This window comes from Algoriphagus aquimarinus, assembly GCF_007997215.1.
Lineage (GTDB): Bacteria > Bacteroidota > Bacteroidia > Cytophagales > Cyclobacteriaceae > Algoriphagus > Algoriphagus aquimarinus_A.
Genome location: NZ_VORW01000008.1, coordinates 63,852 through 84,330, shown reverse-complemented (window position 1 = coordinate 84,330; position 20,479 = coordinate 63,852). Strand labels below are relative to the sequence as shown.

Here is a 20,479-nt window from a genome sequence, read left to right as displayed (position 1 = left end):
GAATATTTATTTAGACCAAAAAATTAAAATGAATCTTCTTCGACTTCGTATTCAATACCGGTTAAGGTCTTTTTAGCCTCATAAAACAAGCTATAAACCTTATCGAAATTCATGTCTATTCGATTAGCTTTTTTAGAAAGCCACGAGTTAAGGTTATTTATGCTGGATTCATCGGGCTTGGGATTTGACGATTTACAGATGACCTGTTTGTTGCCATCTTCTATGAAATCATAGTTAAGATTTTGATCATCAAAGGTATTCGCGTGAGAATAAAAACATATTTTGGATCCACCATCCAGCTTCAAACCATTGAAATCTATGATAAAAGGATCCAGATTTATATTCTTTCTATAATTATCCTTGAAAATAATCACCGCATGGGAAATAACGGGTGAGGACTCTCTACGGACATTACTTTGGCTGTCGTCGTTGGCCAGTCTTTCTCCTATTAGCAAGGTGTAATTGTGCAAGTACAAACCTTCCTGATCATTCCGCTGCTGATTAAAATCTATCTCATTGATAGAAATCATACGGTATTGTGCCAAGAAACTTAAACTTTCTAACACAATAGCCACATTTTTCTCAGCGGCTTGGCAGTCTTCGAGTCGAAAAGTAGAACCTTTCAACAGCGTCGATAAGTCATTCAATTGTGAGCAAGCAGTGAGAAACTCGCTTCCTTCTTGAAGTTTTGGAAGCAATTCCAACGATTCAGAAATGAGAAAATCCAATTTATTCACTGAATATATTTCTAGTAAATGCTTGAGTAATTCGGCAAACCCTAGTACATCTTCTTCAGCAGCATTCCTAAAAAACTTGATTAATACATCTTTTTGAGAGGAGGAAAATTCAACCTTTTTCACTACCTGATGATCCCAAAGCGCGGAAATCAATGAATAGCAAATAAGTTGCAATCCCCTTTTTGCTGTGGTTTGACTATTCTCCAGATAGCGCATCATTTTGCTTTCAGAAAAAGTCAGTGAACCAATAGCCATCAACTTTCGAATCTGACTCCCAATTACGCCAACATACTCGCTGATAATGATACGTTTAGCAGTTTTTACCAAATCTTCATTTTCTGCCCAGTCACTATTGGCCGCCAAAAAACCCGCTGCTTTCTTATTATAGCTGCTTATGGCCAGGAGTACTCTACTCGTCAGTTCGTTATTAAAACTGTTCTCAATTACTTCGGCCACATGTTCACTCTTCCTTTCTTTTGCTTTGCCTACGAGCTCAGATTCTAAATTCGTTTCGTATTCAGGCATAATCATATCCAACTGTCTCCCATACTTCAACAGAAGATCATCAGCGGAAGTGTATTCGGTGAAAAAATGTCCAAGTTTTCCAAGTTTCTCTTTCAAAGCAAATAAGGAATCTATGTCATCCTTAACAATGGAGCCCACTTTAATGTCTGCATTCTTGAAATACGTCCAAATGCGTGGTTTACCTTGAGCTTTAAAAATTTCATACGCCGTGTAAAATTCCTCTGCTGTGTATTTTCCAACTTTGGTATAAAACAGGCAGATAACCATATCACTTTGCCTAATTGCTTCATTGTATTCATCCTGAAGACGTGTAGTCGAAATCGAATCCTTAAAATATTCCCATTGCTCTAATTTTAAGTAGATTCCTTTATCAACCAATCGATCATTTTCAAGACCAATAAAAAGTTTAAACTTCTCTCTATCCTCTTTCAGTTCACTAGATGAAGCAATAAAAATCCGAATCGTTTTCATAGGTTAAATAATTTGTAACGAATAAATCTGATGAGTTTCAAAACACAACTCAACAAACATTTATTCAAAAAACTAGAGTTTTTAGTGTATAATCATCTGATTAGAATAGTCTTAAGTTATATATTCTAGCTTTTAGAATTCAGTCCATCGAAAAATATTTCTGCATCACCTGCTCTGCCATTTTCCCCTGTGGAGTAAAATCTGGTTCCCTATGCTTTCCTTCCGGATACCATTTCCAGAAAAACACGCCCGCCATCCAGCTCTTTTGCCAAGCTGTTTCAAAAAACGCCTCATAGCATAGCGCCTGCATTTCCTCAGAAAGTTCTGTCTCTTTACGCTCATTTGGCCAAACCCAAGGTTCCTTAGCCGCATCTACTGTATTGCAGTAACCAATCTCCGTGAACATGACAGGCTTTTGATAGGCTCGAACTACTTTTTCTATTTTTGGCAAACTCTTTTTCCAGCCGGATTTGAGATCCGCGAGATCAGGATTGGTTTTGATAGAAAGTGGAAAATATGCCTGAATACCTATGTAGTCCAGCGCATCCCAAAACTTCACATGCTCAAACTCAGTGAAATTAGCTGCATAAATCAACTTGCCAGAATAGACTTTGCGAACCTCAGCGATCACCTTCCGCCAATCCTCTTCGCGTGTTGAAGTCAATTCTAATTCAGTTCCAATGCAAAGCATCGGGATTTGGTGTTCCTCGGCCATTTTAGCATAAGCTAGGATAAAACCCTCGTAATTCTCAAACCAACCCTTCCAATCCTCCTCGCTCCTCATCTCTATCTCACCTGGCCAGCTGCCACGAACCCAAAGGTGCGGCTTGAGCATATTCATGATACCATGCCGGGCCGAAGAATCAAAAGTTGCTTTGATTCCTGCTGAAGATTCCCCCCACCATTTGTTCTCATTATGTGTGTCCCAGCGTATTTCAGGATTGTTCTTTTCTGTTTGCCAGCCAAAAGGAGTTTGTGAAAGCGCATCTGCTCCTGTAGCTTTCAAAGCTTCCAGTTCTGGCCCCAAAAGCGGTGCTCGACTTCCTACCCAGCATACCCCTTTCCATTTTTCGGCAACAGAAATTAAGTCTGCTTGAAGAGGGAATATCGCCCACAAACCTAGTCCCAGAATCACCAGGACTGAACTCATTAAGTAATTCCTTGAATAGGCCTTGTTCATTTTGCCAACATAGTTTGTATGACAATCTCCTCTTGAAGCGTGCGATGTACAGGGCACTTGTTTGATATCTCCAGCAGTTTCTGCCTTTGCTCTGCATCCAGATCACCTTCGATTTCTATTATCCGAGTAAACTGGCTGACTTTTGCAGACTTTTCTTCAGGATTGGCGCTGTCTGAGAGATGGACTTTCCCATGATTGAGAAAGACTGAAACTTGCTCCAGAGGCCACTTTTTGCGTTCCGCGTACATCTTTAGGGTCATCGCAGTACAACTACCCAGAGAAGCCATAAGCAAATCATAAGGATTTGGTCCAAGATCAGCTCCTCCCACCTCTATCGGTTCATCTGCAATCAAATGATGATTAGGCGTCATTACCTCTGTGGTGTACTTTTCTCCTGAAAGTCGTACAAACACCTGATTACCTCGCGTATCATTTACCTGCTTTTCTTCCTCCACTAGTACATAGCGCTTACTCCAACTGCCGATCACCTCTGCAATGTATTCGCTGTCTTTAGGATTAGAAATCAAATGGGTTGCCCCATCTAAGGAAATAAAACTTTTAGGGTGAAAAGCGGCATTGTAAATCTCTGCCGCGTTATTGATTTCTACTATGATATCCTGAGGGGAATGCATAATTAACAGTGACTTTCGCAGATTTTTCAAAAATGAACCTAGAGGCTTCTGCTCCAGATCCTCTACAAAACTCTTACTGATCTTAAACGGCCGCCCACCTATAGTTACATTTGCGCTGCCATTCTCCTCGATTTCATCCATGCTATCCAGAAACAGATGACGCACATGAGTTGGTAATGAAGGCGCAGCAATGGTCACAACAGCTTTCACTTCTGGCATTTCCATAGCAGCGTATAGTACCGCTGCACCACCAAGTGAATGGCCGATGAGCAATTTTGGAGTTTGATATTCTTTCTCAAGAAAATCCGCTGCATCCAATAAATCACTCACATTACTACTGAAAGTTGAATCCTTGAATTCTCCATCACTCATACCAAGTCCGGTGAAATCAAAGCTCAAAACGGCAATACCATTTTGCGACAAAGCAGTGCATATCCGTGTAACGGCTGAGAAATTCTTAGAACAAGTAAAACAGTGTGCAAAAAGCGCGAAAAAATGCGGTTTCTGATCAGCAGGCAGGTACAAATGTGCCGCTAACTCAACACCATTTCTATTCGTAAATTTCAGTCGTTTAGGATTCATTTTGGGTTATTTTTTCAAAGATTCAACCTTAATATTCTCAAGGTTTATCTCTGAAAGTAACTCTAAATCTCCAGATTCGTAAAGCTCCTGCATCTTTTCTACAGACACAGATTCATCCGCTGGCTTGAGATTCAGGTAGTTCTGAAAGCGAATACCACCGACTTCCTGCACCGCACTTACTTCCCGCATTCTCACTCCGCCCCCATCCGTATGATAGCTGTAGGCCATAAAATCGATGATGGAATCATCTGTACCTATCCAATATAAAAACTCATCATCAAAATCATCTCCGCCACCTTCCTCAGCAAAAGTCACTTTGATCAAGTCATATTTCTCACCGTTGAGCTCAGTTTCTCCTAAAGAAGTCTTGAAAACTGAAGGATCATTTAACCCATAAGGAAGCAAAGCAAAATAAGCCACAGAATTCACCGAGCGGGAATATTTCCCAATCCATTCTTCTGAAAGCGTATCGATTTTAGCACCATTCACAGTTCGCACAAAACCTTCATTATTCAGTAAATCGACTACATTTCCAGTAGAGTCCGAAAACTCACGGATGTATTCAAACCTATCCGGAGTTTTTAAAATGGTATAGTGAATTTTTCTAAAGTCAAATTCAACTTTCGAATTATTGTAAATATCACCTCCATGAGCTTCAATGGCTTTGTCAATGATTTTCTCGGCTTCAGTTCGCGAGTTGCACGATGTGAAAACTGTCAATCCACATAGGAATACGAAGAGGTATTTTAATCTCATAAATTCTAAGTTTTAATAAGTTTAATCATGTTGAAGCTAGGCTCCATCTATTCAAATGTCACTTGGTAGTCAGAATATAAATATTCTGCTCGCAAAAACAGCTTTTTCCCTTCATCATCAATTCTAAAACTCTTACGCTCTTTTGCCAAAAGCAAACCAGTTGACTCATCGTAAGAAATAGTTTCGATCAGGCTTTTATGATCTTTCGCATGGAGTTCATTGGCGACAACTTTGGCGGAAATTGGATCCAAGTAAAACCACCAGACATCCGTATCAGGACCATAATCTACTCGGACAGATTCGACAGTTTTACCATCTTCAAGTGTCTTTTGACCTTGATAAGATAAGTTAGCATTCTCTTCGATTAGTTTCCATGGCTGCGCAAAAGCTAAATACGCAGCTTCAATTTCAGCTCTTTTCGCCCTCAAAAACCCTTCATTCTGAATAGCATTTTCGCCCATTTGATAGCTTGTCCGACTTCCGTTGAAATTGACAACATGAAGTATACTATCCTTGGTCCAAGTCAGTTTGGCTTCGAAATAAGGTTTCAGACGGAATTCTACCCATTGCTCAGATTCACTTTCTATCGTTCCATTTTCATCCAGCAACCGAGTCATCTTTTTAAACTTGATGCTCGTAATATTCTCCCATTTCTTTGAAAGTTGATGTGCTTGGATTGACTTTTCGATGAGTTCTTGAGCCTGCTTTTCTGGGCTAGGAGAACATTCGAAAATGAGAAGTGATAAAGCAAAAATTTGGACTAATCTAAAGTTCATGTAGGTATGAGTGATTTTGTAGTTGTTTTAAAATAGTCCCAGTAAATAGCTAGGGCGAGAATGGAATACTCTAAGAAAAGGAAAACCGGGCTTTCTTGGTAGTTAGGATCACCATAGGCTTGGTACGAAAATATCACTGCGAAAGTCCAAATAAGGAAGGCTTTTTTATCAGTAAACAAACTCAAGCCAAAAGCAGGAATCAGATACCAAGGATGGACTACTGGCTGCAACATCAGGTAAAACAAATAGATAAACACCCAGAGATCTGTGAGCTGCAATAGGTTCTGAGCCTTCCTTTTCCATGAAAAGTATAGAATTCCCACCAGTGTTATCCCGCTTAATATCGGAGTAATTTCCCCGATGACATTATACCCTTTCACCCAAAAGCCAACTTCCCGAAGTAAGTAATAGATGGAAGCGTTAAACTCAAACTTTCCTTGATATAGCTTTAAGCTTTGTAGAAAATGAACCCAGGAATTATCGATCAAAAGCCATCCAAAGCTCGCTATGATTGCAATGGCTGATCCTATCCAAAAAACTTTGGATTTTCTGGTTTTCTCTAAAGAAAAGAACGTAGGAATTAGCATCAAAGGCAACAGTTTCATCCCAATCGAAAGCCCCCAAAATTCTCCTGATATCATATTTCTATTCTTACTCAGCGCATACACAGAAGCTAGCAAAAGCAACAATACCATGCCTTCAAAATGAAGATTGCCAGTGATTTCCATAATCACCAATGGATTCAACCAATAAAGGATTAACCTTTTTTCCGCAAGCTGAAAATGATCGAATAGCTTCAGTAAACCAAAGAAAACTCCTATTTCTCCCAAAATGAGGATAGCTCGTAATATTAGAATTCCGCTATTGGTATCAAGATTTGAGCCCCAAGCAGCGATATAAAATATAGCTTGATTCAAAGGCGGATAAACCGAGAAATACTCTGGGGAATTCATCAGCTCAAATAGATTCTCCAAATAAGGGCTTACACTTTCAGGATGATTTTGAAGCCAATCTTCGGGCGTTTCCAAATAGGGATTTTCGCTCATCTGCACAAGTTCCCCATCCCATAGAAATCGCGGATAATCGTCCGACCATTTGGGAATTGCGAGCAGTAAAGAAAGTCGGATTAGTAATCCCCCTACAAAAATCCATTGCCATTTTAACTGTGCGCTCAAAAAATAAAGAACAAGCATTCCTCCGAAAAGAAAGCTGTAAATCGTGAAAGACAGCCAAAAATTTTCTCTAGGAATATAGTAAGCCAAATAGAAAAACCCGACTGCCATAACCAGCCAAATCAATGGAATTAATCGCCGATTAAGCTGCTTGCTCAAAGCCCTAAGCCTTTGCGAAGCGATTCATCCTGTAGCCCATTTTTGCGCCAGTAGTCCAGCATTTGCACACTTTTCCGAACTGCGGTAGTTACTTCTTCAGTGCCATCTTTTTTGGTGAATGTTTCCTGCCAAGACATGATTTCATAAGGGAATGCATCAACATATTTGATTAGCAGCTTTCTTCCGATTTCTTCATAGATCACTTCAACTTCAGCCTGATTCTCACCTGTTTTTCTTTTTGAAATCACGGCACTTTCCGCATCGAGTGGAAGATGTGAGAAGCGGTAATAAATCAAACTAGGAATTAACTTCTTGTGACCTGTAGGCACAAGGTCAGGATTCAATCTTATTAAGTTGAAAATCTCATCTTCCGCCATAGCGCCAATGGATAATTCCTGATCACCTTCGGACTCGAAATAGGAGAACAGTTTGGCTTGGTACTTATTGTTTTTCCAGTTGAGCTGCGCAAACGACTGACCACACCATTCGGTCATAGAAGCAGTGATTTTCGGAGAATTCATATAATCATACACTGGAGTAAAAACAGACAACATCGTGTGGTAAGGATACACTCCCGTTACAAAATCACGTGTCATGTTCAGCTTCATCACCTTTATCGCTCCCTTTCCTGCGGCATCAGCATCGTCGACCTTCACTTGCTTGCGCTTAGAGAAATCCTCCGTCACAAAAATCATTACAGCCTTTCCTTCTCGCACTTCGCCATAGCGCATTTGCTTCAGGTCAAACACATTGATCTCCGCCCTATCCTGATACCAATGCGAAGCGAATTGCTTCTCGTCGATGGCTTTTCTGCCTGTGGAATTGCAGGAGGAGAAGAATAATAAAACCAATCCAAGAATGAATAAATTTTTCATAGGTCTAAAATTACTAAAATCCACAGTTATCCCTCCAATCCAAATTTGATGATTAGATTGACCGAGTCATTGTTTGAAGATTACAGTTCTGTGATAATATAAATACTCTAAATTCAATTTCTTTAGCCTAGCAGGACTAAGCCTTTTACCTGTAAGTTTATCTAACTTATTATTTAGCTCTTCTGAAAAATGTGATCTATTGGAAGCAACAATAACTTCTAAATTATCTGTAAATGAAATATACCCCTTGTCGAAGAGTGCATCCACTTCAATATAAAGGCAAATACCATTCGAAATATCTCCTCTAAATTCCTTTTTATGTGACCATGGAACAATATGGCTAGCTGTTAATAATGCCTGCTCTGAAATACCAGTCAACGCACACTTGTTGCCAAAATTCTTTAAAACTCCTTTTCGGAATTTTGATTGACCTAACCTGATACTAATTTCCGCTTTGGCATTTTCAATATAAAAATCATCCTCTATATCAAATTTTGGCTCTTGAATCAATGGTAAGCCATAGAACGAAGAAATATCAATTGAGAGATTAGAATTGCTATGCATTAAGAACTGATGATCAAGAATAACTGCAGTCCATCTATTAGGATACTTGCCAGTGGTCTTATGCTCATCAAGAAAAAGATGTTTCAATACTTCAAATGGAATACAATAATAATCACTTTCACTATCTGAATCAGTCCAAATAACAATGTTGAAGCTAAGCCCAAATTTTATGGAAAGCTTAGAAATAACTGAATCCTGAAAACCACTCCATTTATTATTTGCACTTGCTTTTAAAACATAATTATTCCCTCCGTCAGACCAATTTTTAAATTCGAGCGCTCTATTCATATTACAATCTTGTTACTTGCGTCTTGATACTTACCTCTAATCTTACCAATATCTAAAAATCGTATAAATAATCTTATACCCAGCTCCAAACACTCCTTTTACTGTTCCGCTGACTTTGGATACTCCTATTCTCTTGCGGTAATTCACAGGCACTTCCGTGTAACGAAGTCCAGCTTTATGCGCTTTGATCTGCATCTCTATCGTCCAACCGAAGTTCTGATCTATCATTTTTAGGTCAAGTAACTTCGACCAAACAATCGCACGAAAAGGCCCCAAATCCGAAAATTTGGCACCTTGCATGTATTTCATCATCGTAGTTGCCAGCCAGTTTCCAAATACCTGCGGAAAAGTCATCGAGCCAGATTCCCGCTCTCCCAATGCCCTTGATCCTATGACCATCTCAGCTTTGTCATCCAAAATCGGCTGAATCAAATCCAACAACTCTTCTGGATAATCACTGTAATCACCGTCTAAAAAGACGACAATATCAGGCTGAATCTCCTGTTTTTTGATCCAATCCATCGCAGTCAGACAAGCTTTCCCATATCCTTTCTGAGGCTCGAAAACCACCTTTGCACCAGCAGCTTCTGCCACTTTCCCAGTGGTATCTGTAGAGTTATTATTCGCAACTACAATATTCCTCACAATTGCCGGAATGTCTCCAATTACCTTAGGAATAGACTTTTCCTCGTTATATGCGGGGATGATTACATCAATAATTGGAGGATTATGCATCAGAACTTATTTACTTAAACTGTAGGCTTTGAAAGAAGAAAAGAAAACTAGTCCATACCCTACTGCAAGCATGAGGTGAAAAGGCAACATCTCGAACGTGCCCATATAAATATGAAGGCCAACCATTGCTGAAAAGACAAGCATCAAGACTCCTTCCATCCAAGTGGTCACCGGGATTTTGAACTTGATATAATGATTTTTTTCTAGGTCAGAACCACTTTCCAGATTGAATTTTGGTGTGCGGATAAAGGGTGATTTTTTCCCAGTAAGACCTTCCCAAACTGCCTGTGCATTGTGCAATGCCAAGCCCATTGACACAGAGAGAAAAAGTGGTAGCATGTAAATGGCTTGAAATAGACTTCTCCAGAAACTTCTTTTCTCGTAGAAATAAGCAACCAAATACACACCAGCGATGATCACAAAACCTATCATAAACAGCCCTGCAACTTTAAATAGATTGTCTGAAATCAAACCTTGAACTCCTGCCCACCACACGCCAATGCTACTTAAACTCACTAATAGAATAGCAATGAAAAGGCTGCTGTTAAACAAATGAGCCATCGCGTGGATCTTGATTCCGAAAGGTAAATCCTCTCCCAAGACTGCTTTTGCGTGCTTTCCAGCACACTCGGCACCTCCTTTTGTCCAGCGAAACTGCTGAGACTTGACTGCCGACATAATCGGAGGAAGCTCAGCCGGAGATTCGATTTCTGGCCTATATACAAACTCCCAGCCTTTGCGCTGCGCACGATAACTCAGATCCAAATCCTCTGTCAGTGTATCGTCTTGCCAGTCTCCTGCATCGATGATACAGGACTTGCGCCAAATTCCGCCAGTCCCATTGAAATTGATAAAGGCATGCTGGCTGTTTCTGCCGATTTGCTCGATCAGAAAATGTGCATCCAAGGCAAAAGCCTGCAAGCGAGTCAACAAGGAATAATTTTTATTCAAATGCGTCCAGCGAGTTTGCACCATTCCTACTTTTTCTGAAGAGAAATAGGGAATCGTTTTCAACAAAAAATCAGGATCTGGGACGAAATCCGCATCAAAAATCGCGATGAATTCTCCACTTGCTTTCGCCAGACCTTCTTTCAAAGCTCCTGCTTTATAGCCAGTTCGATCTATGCGATGTATGTATTTGAAATTAATATCTGGAAACTCATGAATTTTCTTTTGAATCAACTCAGCTGTCTGATCAGTACTATCATCCAAAACTTGGATTTCAAGTAAATCCGAAGGATAATTCATTTTGGCAACAGCCGCGATCAATCGATCCACGACATACAATTCATTGAATACGGGAAGTTGGATGGTGACTTTCGGCCAAATCTCAGGGACTTGATGAGCCACTTTTCCCATATACTTTTTTGAGCGAAGGAAGCTCAAAAGCAAATGCCCTTGAGCAAGGCTGTAAAGGAAAATAAACAGCATTCCCAGGGCATAAATCCCAATCAAAATATATAAGAGAATCATTTACGCATTTATCTTGATGGAATCATTTCCAATAATTATTGGCATTTCGTTGATTCGGTTTCCTTCAGAGCCATTCTCCAATTTCAGCACGCCACGAGGACAAACTGAAGAACAAACGCCACAACCCACGCAGCTGGATCGTACAATTTCCTGACCCCGTTGTGCGTACCAGCGAACGTCGATTCCCATTTCGCAATGCGTAGAGCAATTGCCGCAAGAGATACACTGACCTCCATTGGTAGTAATTCTGAATCTAGATTTGAAACGTTGAACCAAGCCTAAATACGCAGCCAAAGGACAGCCAAATCTACACCAAACACGGTTGCCCATGAATGGATAAAACCCTGTTCCGACTACGCCAGCGAAGACCGAACCAATCGCAAAACCATAAAACGAATGTAATTGGTTCGTGACATCCCCCAATAGCGCAAATCCAGAAAAGTAATTAACAATAGTCAAAGCCGTCATCACCACCGCCAAAACTAAGACGCTGTGAATAATCACTCGCTCATATTTCCATGCTTTCACGGACTTATCTGAAAGCTGACGATATGGATCACCAAGAGTTTCTGCCAAACCACCACAACCGCAAACCCATGAGCAATACCATCGCTTCCCAAAGAAATATGTAAAAGTCGGTACTCCAATGACAATGAGTAAAATACCCCAAATCAACATAAACATCCCTACTCCACCCGAACTCAAAAAAGTATCGATCTGATAATCGTAGAAGAAATCGTAATCAAGTGGCCAGATGTTTTTGAAATCGAAATAAGGTTGATTCAGCAAGACGAGGATTTCTGGAATCAGAAAAGCAAAGGCCGTTTGAAAGAACATCACGGATGCCGTGCGAAGTTGTTGATATTTATTTCCTCGATATTTTCGGAACATCCGCACGCCCATCACGGTGATTGCAAGGGTGTAAATCGTACCGTAGAGAAACCATTGACTTGCAGGATTGCCGCTTAGGATCATGCTGAGCGGAGTTACCATCCAGATTTGATTTACGATGTAAGCAGGAAACCAATACAAAATGATGTAGAAAAGAATCAAATACGCTCCAGTAATCATTCCCATCCAGCCACGGTTTTTCATAGCAGAATGGAAAATTCCGTTGTTTTTGATTCCTTCTGGTTCGCCCTGATACTTTGGAAGATTGTACATCAATCCTCCCAACACGGCGAGTCCGATAGACAAACCAAAGAATAGCCAAGGATTATCACGTACAGGACTACTTAGGGAACTTTGTGCCAGCGGAAGACTATAATCATCCCAGATCACTTCATCCCACTTTGCCTCATCCTTCAGCACGTCGTTGTACGAGTTGAAATTATCTTTGAAAGTAGAAATGAAAGAGAAATTGGAAGAGTACGTCTCACCATACATTGGCGCTAGAATTTCAGCCATTTTCTCCTGATGGATATCCTTTGTGTTGGACAAAACCAGTTCCTCTGTAAGTGTGTAATTGCCTAAAAAAGGCATTGCCGTAAAAACAGCCAAGCCTACCAAAAAGAGCAGAATACCTATACTTTGAATTAACTTCATGCGTATATAATTTTATTTTTATAGGTCACATGGAATCTCGCATGACTATTAATATTCCCTACTATTGACAATATCGTCTTGCTCGATTTCATACGCTTGCTCCGAATAGTTTTTGGATAAATGTTTTCTTGGAAACTTTGACGTCCCCTCCGAATTGGCTCTTGAAAGCCTTTTGAATTTCTATATAGTAAGGTGCAAAGAACTCAGGATCGAAATTGGCCTTATCAAGTTTGGAAATCACTTTGGCTGCATCCCAAGCTTCTCGGATTGCCTGATCGAAAAACTCATGCCTAAGACGAAAACCGAAATTATTCACGCCCAAAATCTTTCCTTGCAAATCCATTAGCATTCGGAAAGATATTTTTCCGCTGGTATGCTCCCAATAGAAGGACTTCACTTTTTCAGTGTCCCACTTAGCAGGTACTGTTCCGTAAGTTTGATATTCTATATCCAGGAACTTGGCGGAATTAAACCAAATACCTGGTTTGTAAGTAACTTTTTTGCCGGCCAGAATATAACCCATGGTCTCCCCGTGCATTCTTCCTGTGTACCAAACTTGCTCCACAGCTTTGCGATCTGCAGCAGGCGCCTCATGAAATTCTGCGCAATCACCTATGGAATACACATTTGGAATATTGGTCTGAAAACCAAAATCAACTTTTACCCCACGGTTCAGTTCTAATTCTGTATTTCGGAGAAAGTCAATGCTTGGAGTCACTCCAGCGGTAAGTCCGACGAATTGACATTCAATCTCCTCACCGGATTTGGTACGGACAGCTTTCACTCGGGCATTTGGATCGGAAATTATTTCCTGCAACTCCTCATTTAGTCGGAGATCAATGTGGTGTTCACGCATATGTCGACTGACTAACTCGGATTCTTCTTTTGGTAGTACATTGTCCCAAAAGCCAGATTCTCTTACTAGAAAAGTCACTGGAATCTTCTTATAAGCTAGCATTTCCGCCATCTCAATCCCAATCAAACCTCCACCCACAATCACAGCTCGGGTTACTCCGGTCGCTGTGTTTTCCTCCATTAGCTCCAAATCCTGCTTGGAATACAACCCCTGAACTCCTCGAAGATCCTCACCTGGCCAGCCAAACTTATTCGGCTTAGAACCTGTAGCAATCACAAGCTCATCATAGACCATGTTTTCACCAGACTGGAAAAAAAGATTCTTTGCAGTAAAGTCGATCGATTTCACCCAAGCTTCCTTCAGTTCAATTTTGTTTTTCTCCCAAAACCAATTCTCATAAGGCTGAGTGTGCTCAAATTTCATGTGTCCCATGAACACATACATAAGTGCAGTTCTGGAAAAAAAGTATTTCGATTCACCCGAAATCACGGTAATCCTGACCGAATCATCGAGCTTCCGTAGCTGGCGAGCGCAGGTAATTCCTGCTATTCCATTGCCGATGATGACCACATGGCGATTTGAACTCATTGGTTGGGGGTTGAATTAAGACTCAATTTGAAATTTACCAAAAACTTGGTTCTATTCGTTCAGATTCCAATCATAATCCAAATGCGACACTTTTGCATCGGCCTTAATTTTGACTTTGCTGTACTTATTCAAAAAGTCAATTAGGCTTCCATTCTTAGTGAAATCACCTTTGAACCAGGAGAAAATTGAAGAAATCTGAATTGCATTTGGAGTGATTTTATTTCTAGAAGAGTCATTGATAAAGCCTTTTGCCACTTTATCCAATTGGGCGTCGATGATAGCCGCTTCGAAAGCTTCATTGAGCAAAGGCGGACAAGAAACTGAAGCACAATTAATCGCGAAATGGATTCGAGGCTCTTCAAATTCCTTTCTTAAAATAGAATGCTCGATCTCATCTAAGCTGGATTCCTGACCTCCTATTTTGAAAAATTGATAGTGCCACACATCTTTAATCAACGGGATTTTTAATGCTGGCCCTAGATCCTTTATACTTTCAACCGGATAATTATCCACGATCAACTTTACTGTAAAGCCATTGTATGCATTGATCCAATAAGCCAATTGCTCATTCTTTGACCAAGTTTTACGATCTGGAGCATTTTCACTTATGCTTTTCAAATAGGCTTCCAGCTTCGCTTTCTCTTTGATAAATCCTTTGTAATTAACTGTTCCATCGGCACTGACATTTGCCTTTAGCAATTCATTCCATGCTTTGTGACTAGGTGGAGTGGTTTCAGCCATACTTGGCACTGCGCTTTGGCAGCTCAAAAGAATTATGCTGAAGAAAAGAACAATATGGACTTTTAAATTTTTCATAAGGATGTATTTAGGATGATTTACGATCCGATTCAAAATAAGGATGTGGAGAAATAGTAATTGGTCGTATGAAAGACCAAAAGAGGTAATTAATAAACCTTTTCTCCTTTTGTCAACCATATCCCCCAAGATTGAGAATAGGTGTGCACTTTCTGCGTTTTCGAATCTCCATGAAAAATTGGCTTTTCCTCATTTGCCCATTCAATCAGGCCGCCGTACAGGTTATAAACTTCCTTAAAACCCGCCTCTTTAAGTTTTTTGCCAATCTCTTGAGATCTAGCTCCGACGGTACAATACACAAGAACTGGTTTGTTTTTATCAAGGGAAGCTACATTTTTCAAGGTAAATGTGTCATATCCTACCCAAGCTGCGTCTTTGAGATGGCTGACTTCAAACTCTTCTTTCTCCCGTGTATCCAACACTTGATAGTTACTCAAATCGTTTAATTGAGCGGGTTTCAGGACTGGGAATTTAGAATCGTAAAGCGTGGAAAGTAAGGCCTTATACGCAATTGATTGGGCATCTACAGTAGTAGAAAAAATGAAAAACGCGGGGACTAGTAAAAGCGCAATAAGGTATTTAGAAAGGTAAGACTTCATACCGCTTTAACCCAAATACAAGAAGCTATGTTCAACTCAGGCATAAAAATCTGAAAGCTTCACTAAACCGTCTTTATCCAAGATCACGATTTTCTTGCCTTTCAATTCGATGAGCTTGTCTTTTTTGAATTCGGATAAAAGTCGGATAACTGATTCAGTGGCTGTTCCGATCAAACTAGCAATCTCCTCCCGGCTAAGCACCAAATCAATCTGCTGATGATCTCCTCCATCAAGTCCATAGGAATTGGCAAGTTGTAAGAGCAAATACGCCAAACGCTCACGGATGCTTTTTTGCGAAGCATCCACTAACTTCTCCTCCATTATGCCAATTTCATGACTAAGTGCTTTCGTCAGTCTTTTGAAAAATGGCCCATTACTAATCAAGGCTTTGAGAAAAATCTCCTTTGGAATAAAACAGATTTTGGCATCCTCAATCACCATGGCGGCGTTTGTGTAATTTTCCTCTCCTAGCAATGCTGAGTACCCCAAAAGATCGCCCTTCTGAGCCAAATGAATGATCTGTTCTTTACCGTTGGATGCCGTTTTGAATATTTTGCTAACGCCTGAATTCACACAAAAAACTCCGAGTGGTTTTGCTCCCTCGTAATACAGCATCTGCCCTTTTCTGTGAGAGATCATGTTCTTATTATCTGAAATATTGCATGCCTGCTCTTCTGTAAGGTCAGAAAACATTGAAAGCTTCCGGCTACTGCATAAATCACACGGGTGAATGGAAGAGGTTTTAGACATAATCAATGGAAGTGATTTCAGGTTACTGTGAAATAAATCTCATTTGTGAATTTACAATATAAGATCTTAAACTGGGGGTTCGGGGAAATTTTTCTCTTGAGTAAACTTCTCCGCAACAGAGTCAAAGCTTAGACAGATATGCTGTAGCCCGTTGCTGATAAGTAAAAAAGGCGTTTTTAATTCCTTATGATACATACATGCTTGCTCTATCGTTTTCTGCGTCAATTTTACTTTGGGAGCCTTGCACTCGATGAGCAAATATGGGTTCCCATTTTTGTCCCAAACTACCAAATCAGTGCGCTTGAGCAGTTTATTGTAAACTAACCCTTTTTCCAATGCAAAAAGCCCTTTTGGAAATTTAAGCTGAGTAATAAGGAAGTTGATCCAGTGTTGCCGAACCCATTCTTCAGGTGTCAATACGAGTTGCTTTTTGCGAAGCGAATCGAATATCCACATCTTCCCCTCCTTCTCCAGAAGCTGGGGCTCGAAATGTGGTAAATTGAGTGTGGGTAAATGAATCTGATCCAGGTTAGAATCCATGGATCAAAGATGGGGAAAATCGCTCAGTTGGGGAAAATCAATTTGTTCAGCTATTTAAAAATCAAGATAGGGAGCGATTTTATCTATCCATTCCTGCTTGAATATTCTGATTTTCAAAAAATCATCTGAAGATTGGAAGGAGCCATGTTGCTTGCGATAGGCGATCAGAACTTTTGCTTCAGCATAACTTACATAAGGATGCTTCGCCAATTCATCCGCCTCAATCTGATTGATTTTTACTTTTTTAAATATAACAGGAGAGAAATCGAAATATTCCCATATCGCATCAATAGTCTCAGGTTTCAACCCATACACTTCAGTGAGCTGATTTTTGGAATGAAGTCCACCAATACTTTCTCTAAACTTTACGATCCTACTTGCCGTACTTTGACCAATTCCTGGTACTATTTGTAATGTGACCGAATCTGCTTCAGAAAATGGAATTCGGTTGAGATTTTCGAGCTGCTTCGAGTTTGACTTCTTTACAATCGTATCCTGAGGATTGAACACAGGAAAAGGTGAACTCACAAGTACAATTCCTGAAGCTTGAATACTATCTATGCTTGCTAGAAACTGAACATGAAAATTCTCAGCTTTTATCTTTCGGATCTTTCTGAAAACACCTGTGGAGATTACAAATAGAAGTAAAACAGGAATTAGCAACACGAATCCACGTGATTCCTTACTGGAGAATCCCAGGTAAACTTTCAGCCAATAAAAAAATCTAGCTCTCATAGTATTTCAAAAAAAATGATAGAACCTATCTATCAGACATAAGTTAATAGTATTAGAATCAGAAATCAATACTCACTAGTATTGCAGTAATATTGGAGTCAGTTATTTAGACAGATTACAAATTAACAGATACCTGCCCAAAATGGCACTTCCCGTGTCTTTGTCTGTTAAATTTGCAGTCCAAGCTTAAGCATGATGCAAGTCAAATTTAGAGCACTCAGTTTATCACATAAAAATGCACCCGTTCAAATCCGAGAAATTATTTCTCTGGATGAGAAGGCTGTACATGCTATCTTACTGAAAATCAAAGACTTTTTTAGCCTAAATGACACCTTAATACTTTCTACCTGCAACAGGACTGAGGTATACTATAGCCACGATCAAGATATAAGCACAGAGATAATTAAGTTGATTGGTCTTGAAAAAGGACTGACAGATATCGTTAATTACCTGGAGTATTTTGAAATTCTCAATGATGACATATCTGCTATCCGGCATTTGTTCAGAGTATCTATGGGATTGGAAGCTCAGGTTGTAGGTGATATTCAGATCTCCAATCAGGTAAAAAGAGCATATCAAGCGTCTGCTGATTTGAATATGACTGGGCCATTCTTACATCGATTGATGCACACGGTCTTTTTCACCAATAAGCGCATCGTGCAAGAAACTGCTTTCAGAGATGGAGCGGCCTCTTTGTCTTATGCAGCGATTGAATTGATCGAAAGTTTAACTTCAAATACATTCGAGCCTAGAATATTATTGATCGGAGTTGGCGAGATAGGTGAAGATGTGGCCAAAAACATGGTTCATCTTCCTACCGCGAAAGTCAAAATCACGAATAGAACCCAAGCCAAAGCAGAATCTATAGCCGCGGAAATGGGCTTTGAAGTCGTTCCTTTTGAGAAATGCCTGGAAGCTATGGAAGAAGCTGACGTGATTGTTTGTTCTATTCAGCGTTCTGAACCATTCATCACCAAGGAATTGGTTAAGAAATTCCAGATCAATAGCTATAAATTGCTTGTCGATCTATCTGTACCAAGAAGCGTAGAAACTTCTGTAGAAGATGTTCCTGGTGTAGTACTTTACAACGTAGACAACATTCGCAGTAAAGCTTCTGAAACATTGGAAAAGCGTTTAGCGTCTGTTCCGAAGGTGGAAGAAATAATTGAGGAAAGCATAAAGGAATTTTTCGATTGGAAAAAGGAAATGATTGCCTCCCCGACTATTAATAAACTCAAGCAGTCCTTAGAGCAAATCCGTCAGGAAGAAATGGCACGATTTGCAAAAAATGCTGACAAAAAAGAATACGCAGTGATAGACAAAATCACTAAGAGCATGATGCAGAAAATACTCAAAGTTCCTGTGGTGCAACTTCGAGCAGCTTGCCAACGTGATCAGGCAGAGGAAATGATCCAAATCATTTCGGACTTGTTTGATCTGGAAAAAGTAAAAACAGAGTAGTTAGCACTACAAATTCTAATAAAAATGACCAAAGGATTGAATCAAACCTTTGGTCATTTTACCTTTAGGCCCTTCCCGAATAACCAATATTTAAATGAATAAAAAATTTACGCTACTCGTAAGTCTCATTCTCACATTCTTAACTACTAAGGCTACGCAAGCTCAATCTTGGGAAGTTTATGATACTAAGATCCAACTTCAATCACGATTGATTTACGATGAAATCGATCTTCTAAGTGAGACCGTGAGAATTGGTAAGGCAGGTAACGAACTTTCGTTATTGTCAAGTGATTTGAGACCTGCGGTTTCTCTAGTGGGTACGGAAATTTATCAATACCTAGAGCCTTGGATAATCGTGAAAGGCCCAAATGGAATTGGTGCGTTTCATGAATATGGTCAGCAGGTATTGCCTTTAGAATATGACAAAATCGACACCTACTTCAATATGCTTTTGGCAAGCAAAGGCAATGAGTACTGGCTGTTTCAAAGAGGCTTTAACAAAACAACCTACTTGGGTGAGTTGGATGAGGCTAAGATTACAAACACCGGCCTAATCATCATCCGAAAAGGGAATGAGTATTCTATGCCTTTATCCTCAAATCCTGACAAAACTTTCGAGCTCCTTTCAGATAATAAGGGTGAGTTTGTTTTAGCCAAGGAAGCCAGCGGTTTTGGATTGATCAACAGAGAAGGTGACTATGTGATGGATCCTATCATCGAGACACTGCAACACACCCACGGCAATTTCTACTACGGATTTAACCAAGATCAGTATTTGTTGATCGAGGGAAATGATATCAAATCAAATATCCGCTACAATTCATTCCATAAGATCACATTCGAGAATGATATCATGCTAGAATATATCCACGGCAAGCTTCGCCGTGTGATGGAAGACGATGGTATTTTGCTTGACGATGTAGGCATTACTTCTGTCGACAAAATCGGTCAAGATTTATACAATGTTCATTTTCGCGACGCGAGAATTGGCCTATTAGGAAAAAAAGGCTGGCTAGTAAAGCCTATGCTTGAGGTAGATGAGATCAAATTTGGTAATGAGGGACTTTTCCCCGCTAAATCAAAAGGCGCTTTTGGTTTTGTAAATGCATCTGGCGATTGGGTAATCAAACCTCAGTATGCAGAGACAACCTTATTTTCAGAGAAAATGGCTGCTTACCGCACTACTCAGAATTGGGGATTAATACGCTCATCCGGTGAGCTAGTTTCTGATGCATCGTGGGAGGAAATAAAGCCATTTCAGAAGGGATTAGCCATTGCGAGAGCGAATGGTAAATACTTCCTTTTAAACACATTCGGCGCAGCTCTTAATACCGAAGGCTATGATAATATCTACCGGACCACGGACGGATATTTCACGGTAGAAAAGTCAGGGAAATCTGGTCTGCTCGACAGTGAGGCAAATGAAGTTATCCCTACAGAATTTGAGAATCTAAGAAGAGAAAGAAAGAATTTTGTGATTGTACAGAAGGATGGACTTACAGGCGTAATCAACGAGGCAGGAGAAATCATTCTTCCTTTGGCATACGAAAAAATCCTTGTGGATTGGGCTAATGAGCAGATTTTTACAAAAAACAGCTATATACCTACGGTGATTCAACTCAATGAAGAATCAGGAAAGAAAAACAAAAAAGGGGCCTGAGCCC

At 40.0% G+C, this 20,479-nt stretch carries 19 protein-coding genes; 2 read left to right on the top strand and 17 right to left on the bottom strand.

Annotation, left to right across the window (positions count from 1 at the left end; translation table 11 throughout):
- Positions 1–23: 23 nt before the first annotated feature.
- The 17 genes from ESV85_RS13100 to ESV85_RS13020 form a co-directional block, all read right to left on the bottom strand.
- Entirely contained in the window at positions 24–1,733 is a 1,710-nt protein-coding gene (locus tag ESV85_RS13100) for a hypothetical protein (protein ID WP_146918298.1), read from the bottom strand.
- 139 nt (positions 1,734–1,872) lie between these two features.
- Complete coding sequence (locus ESV85_RS13095; RefSeq protein ID WP_223275996.1) at positions 1,873–2,913, bottom strand: glycoside hydrolase family 113; 1,041 nt, start codon at positions 2,911–2,913, stop codon at positions 1,873–1,875.
- Positions 2,910–4,127, bottom strand: a complete 1,218-nt coding sequence (locus tag ESV85_RS13090; protein ID WP_146918296.1) for a bifunctional alpha/beta hydrolase/OsmC family protein — start codon at positions 4,125–4,127, stop codon at positions 2,910–2,912. Before ESV85_RS13090 ends, ESV85_RS13095 begins: the two co-directional genes overlap by 4 nt.
- Positions 4,128–4,133: 6 nt before the next feature.
- On the bottom strand, positions 4,134–4,883 hold the full coding sequence (locus ESV85_RS13085) for a DUF6503 family protein (RefSeq protein ID WP_146918294.1): 750 nt from the start codon (positions 4,881–4,883) through the stop codon (positions 4,134–4,136).
- A gap of 47 nt (positions 4,884–4,930) precedes the next feature.
- Entirely contained in the window at positions 4,931–5,659 is a 729-nt protein-coding gene (locus ESV85_RS13080) for a DUF6503 family protein (RefSeq protein WP_146918292.1), read from the bottom strand.
- Positions 5,656–6,942: a glycosyltransferase 87 family protein gene (locus ESV85_RS13075; RefSeq protein WP_146918290.1), complete on the bottom strand. Its 1,287-nt coding sequence runs from the start codon at positions 6,940–6,942 to the stop codon at positions 5,656–5,658. The genes ESV85_RS13080 and ESV85_RS13075 overlap by 4 nt, the downstream gene beginning before the upstream one ends.
- Positions 6,943–6,986: 44 nt before the next feature.
- Positions 6,987–7,865 (bottom strand): hypothetical protein, encoded by an 879-nt coding sequence (locus ESV85_RS13070; RefSeq protein ID WP_146918288.1) that lies wholly within the window; start codon positions 7,863–7,865, stop codon positions 6,987–6,989.
- Positions 7,866–7,931: 66 nt separating this feature from the next.
- On the bottom strand, positions 7,932–8,717 hold the full coding sequence (locus ESV85_RS13065) for an HNH endonuclease (RefSeq protein WP_146918286.1): 786 nt from the start codon (positions 8,715–8,717) through the stop codon (positions 7,932–7,934).
- Positions 8,718–8,759: 42 nt separating this feature from the next.
- On the bottom strand, positions 8,760–9,452 hold the full coding sequence (locus ESV85_RS13060; protein WP_146918284.1) for a glycosyltransferase family 2 protein: 693 nt from the start codon (positions 9,450–9,452) through the stop codon (positions 8,760–8,762).
- A gap of 6 nt (positions 9,453–9,458) precedes the next feature.
- Complete coding sequence (locus ESV85_RS13055; RefSeq protein ID WP_146918283.1) at positions 9,459–10,925, bottom strand: cellulose synthase family protein; 1,467 nt, start codon at positions 10,923–10,925, stop codon at positions 9,459–9,461.
- Complete coding sequence (locus ESV85_RS13050) at positions 10,926–12,470, bottom strand: 4Fe-4S binding protein (RefSeq protein WP_146918281.1); 1,545 nt, start codon at positions 12,468–12,470, stop codon at positions 10,926–10,928.
- An 88-nt stretch (positions 12,471–12,558) separates the two neighbouring features.
- Positions 12,559–13,914, bottom strand: coding sequence for an NAD(P)/FAD-dependent oxidoreductase (locus ESV85_RS13045; RefSeq protein WP_146918279.1), 1,356 nt, complete (start codon positions 13,912–13,914; stop codon positions 12,559–12,561).
- 51 nt (positions 13,915–13,965) lie between these two features.
- Positions 13,966–14,730: a DUF547 domain-containing protein gene (locus tag ESV85_RS13040; RefSeq protein WP_146918278.1), complete on the bottom strand. Its 765-nt coding sequence runs from the start codon at positions 14,728–14,730 to the stop codon at positions 13,966–13,968.
- A gap of 89 nt (positions 14,731–14,819) precedes the next feature.
- Complete coding sequence (locus tag ESV85_RS13035) at positions 14,820–15,329, bottom strand: rhodanese-like domain-containing protein (RefSeq protein WP_146918276.1); 510 nt, start codon at positions 15,327–15,329, stop codon at positions 14,820–14,822.
- A 36-nt stretch (positions 15,330–15,365) separates the two neighbouring features.
- A complete protein-coding gene (locus tag ESV85_RS13030; RefSeq protein WP_146918274.1) occupies positions 15,366–16,079 on the bottom strand; it encodes a Crp/Fnr family transcriptional regulator in 714 nt (237 codons plus the stop codon).
- A 66-nt stretch (positions 16,080–16,145) separates the two neighbouring features.
- Positions 16,146–16,619: a type I restriction enzyme HsdR N-terminal domain-containing protein gene (locus ESV85_RS13025; RefSeq protein ID WP_146918272.1), complete on the bottom strand. Its 474-nt coding sequence runs from the start codon at positions 16,617–16,619 to the stop codon at positions 16,146–16,148.
- A 54-nt stretch (positions 16,620–16,673) separates the two neighbouring features.
- A complete protein-coding gene (locus ESV85_RS13020; RefSeq protein ID WP_146918271.1) occupies positions 16,674–17,354 on the bottom strand; it encodes a ComEA family DNA-binding protein in 681 nt (226 codons plus the stop codon).
- A gap of 195 nt (positions 17,355–17,549) precedes the next feature.
- Here ESV85_RS13020 and hemA point away from each other — a divergent pair, with 195 nt between their 5' ends.
- A complete protein-coding gene (gene hemA / locus ESV85_RS13015; RefSeq protein ID WP_146918269.1) occupies positions 17,550–18,815 on the top strand; it encodes a glutamyl-tRNA reductase in 1,266 nt (421 codons plus the stop codon).
- 94 nt (positions 18,816–18,909) lie between these two features.
- Positions 18,910–20,475, top strand: a complete 1,566-nt coding sequence (locus tag ESV85_RS13010; protein ID WP_146918267.1) for a WG repeat-containing protein — start codon at positions 18,910–18,912, stop codon at positions 20,473–20,475.
- Positions 20,476–20,479: the final 4 nt, after the last annotated feature.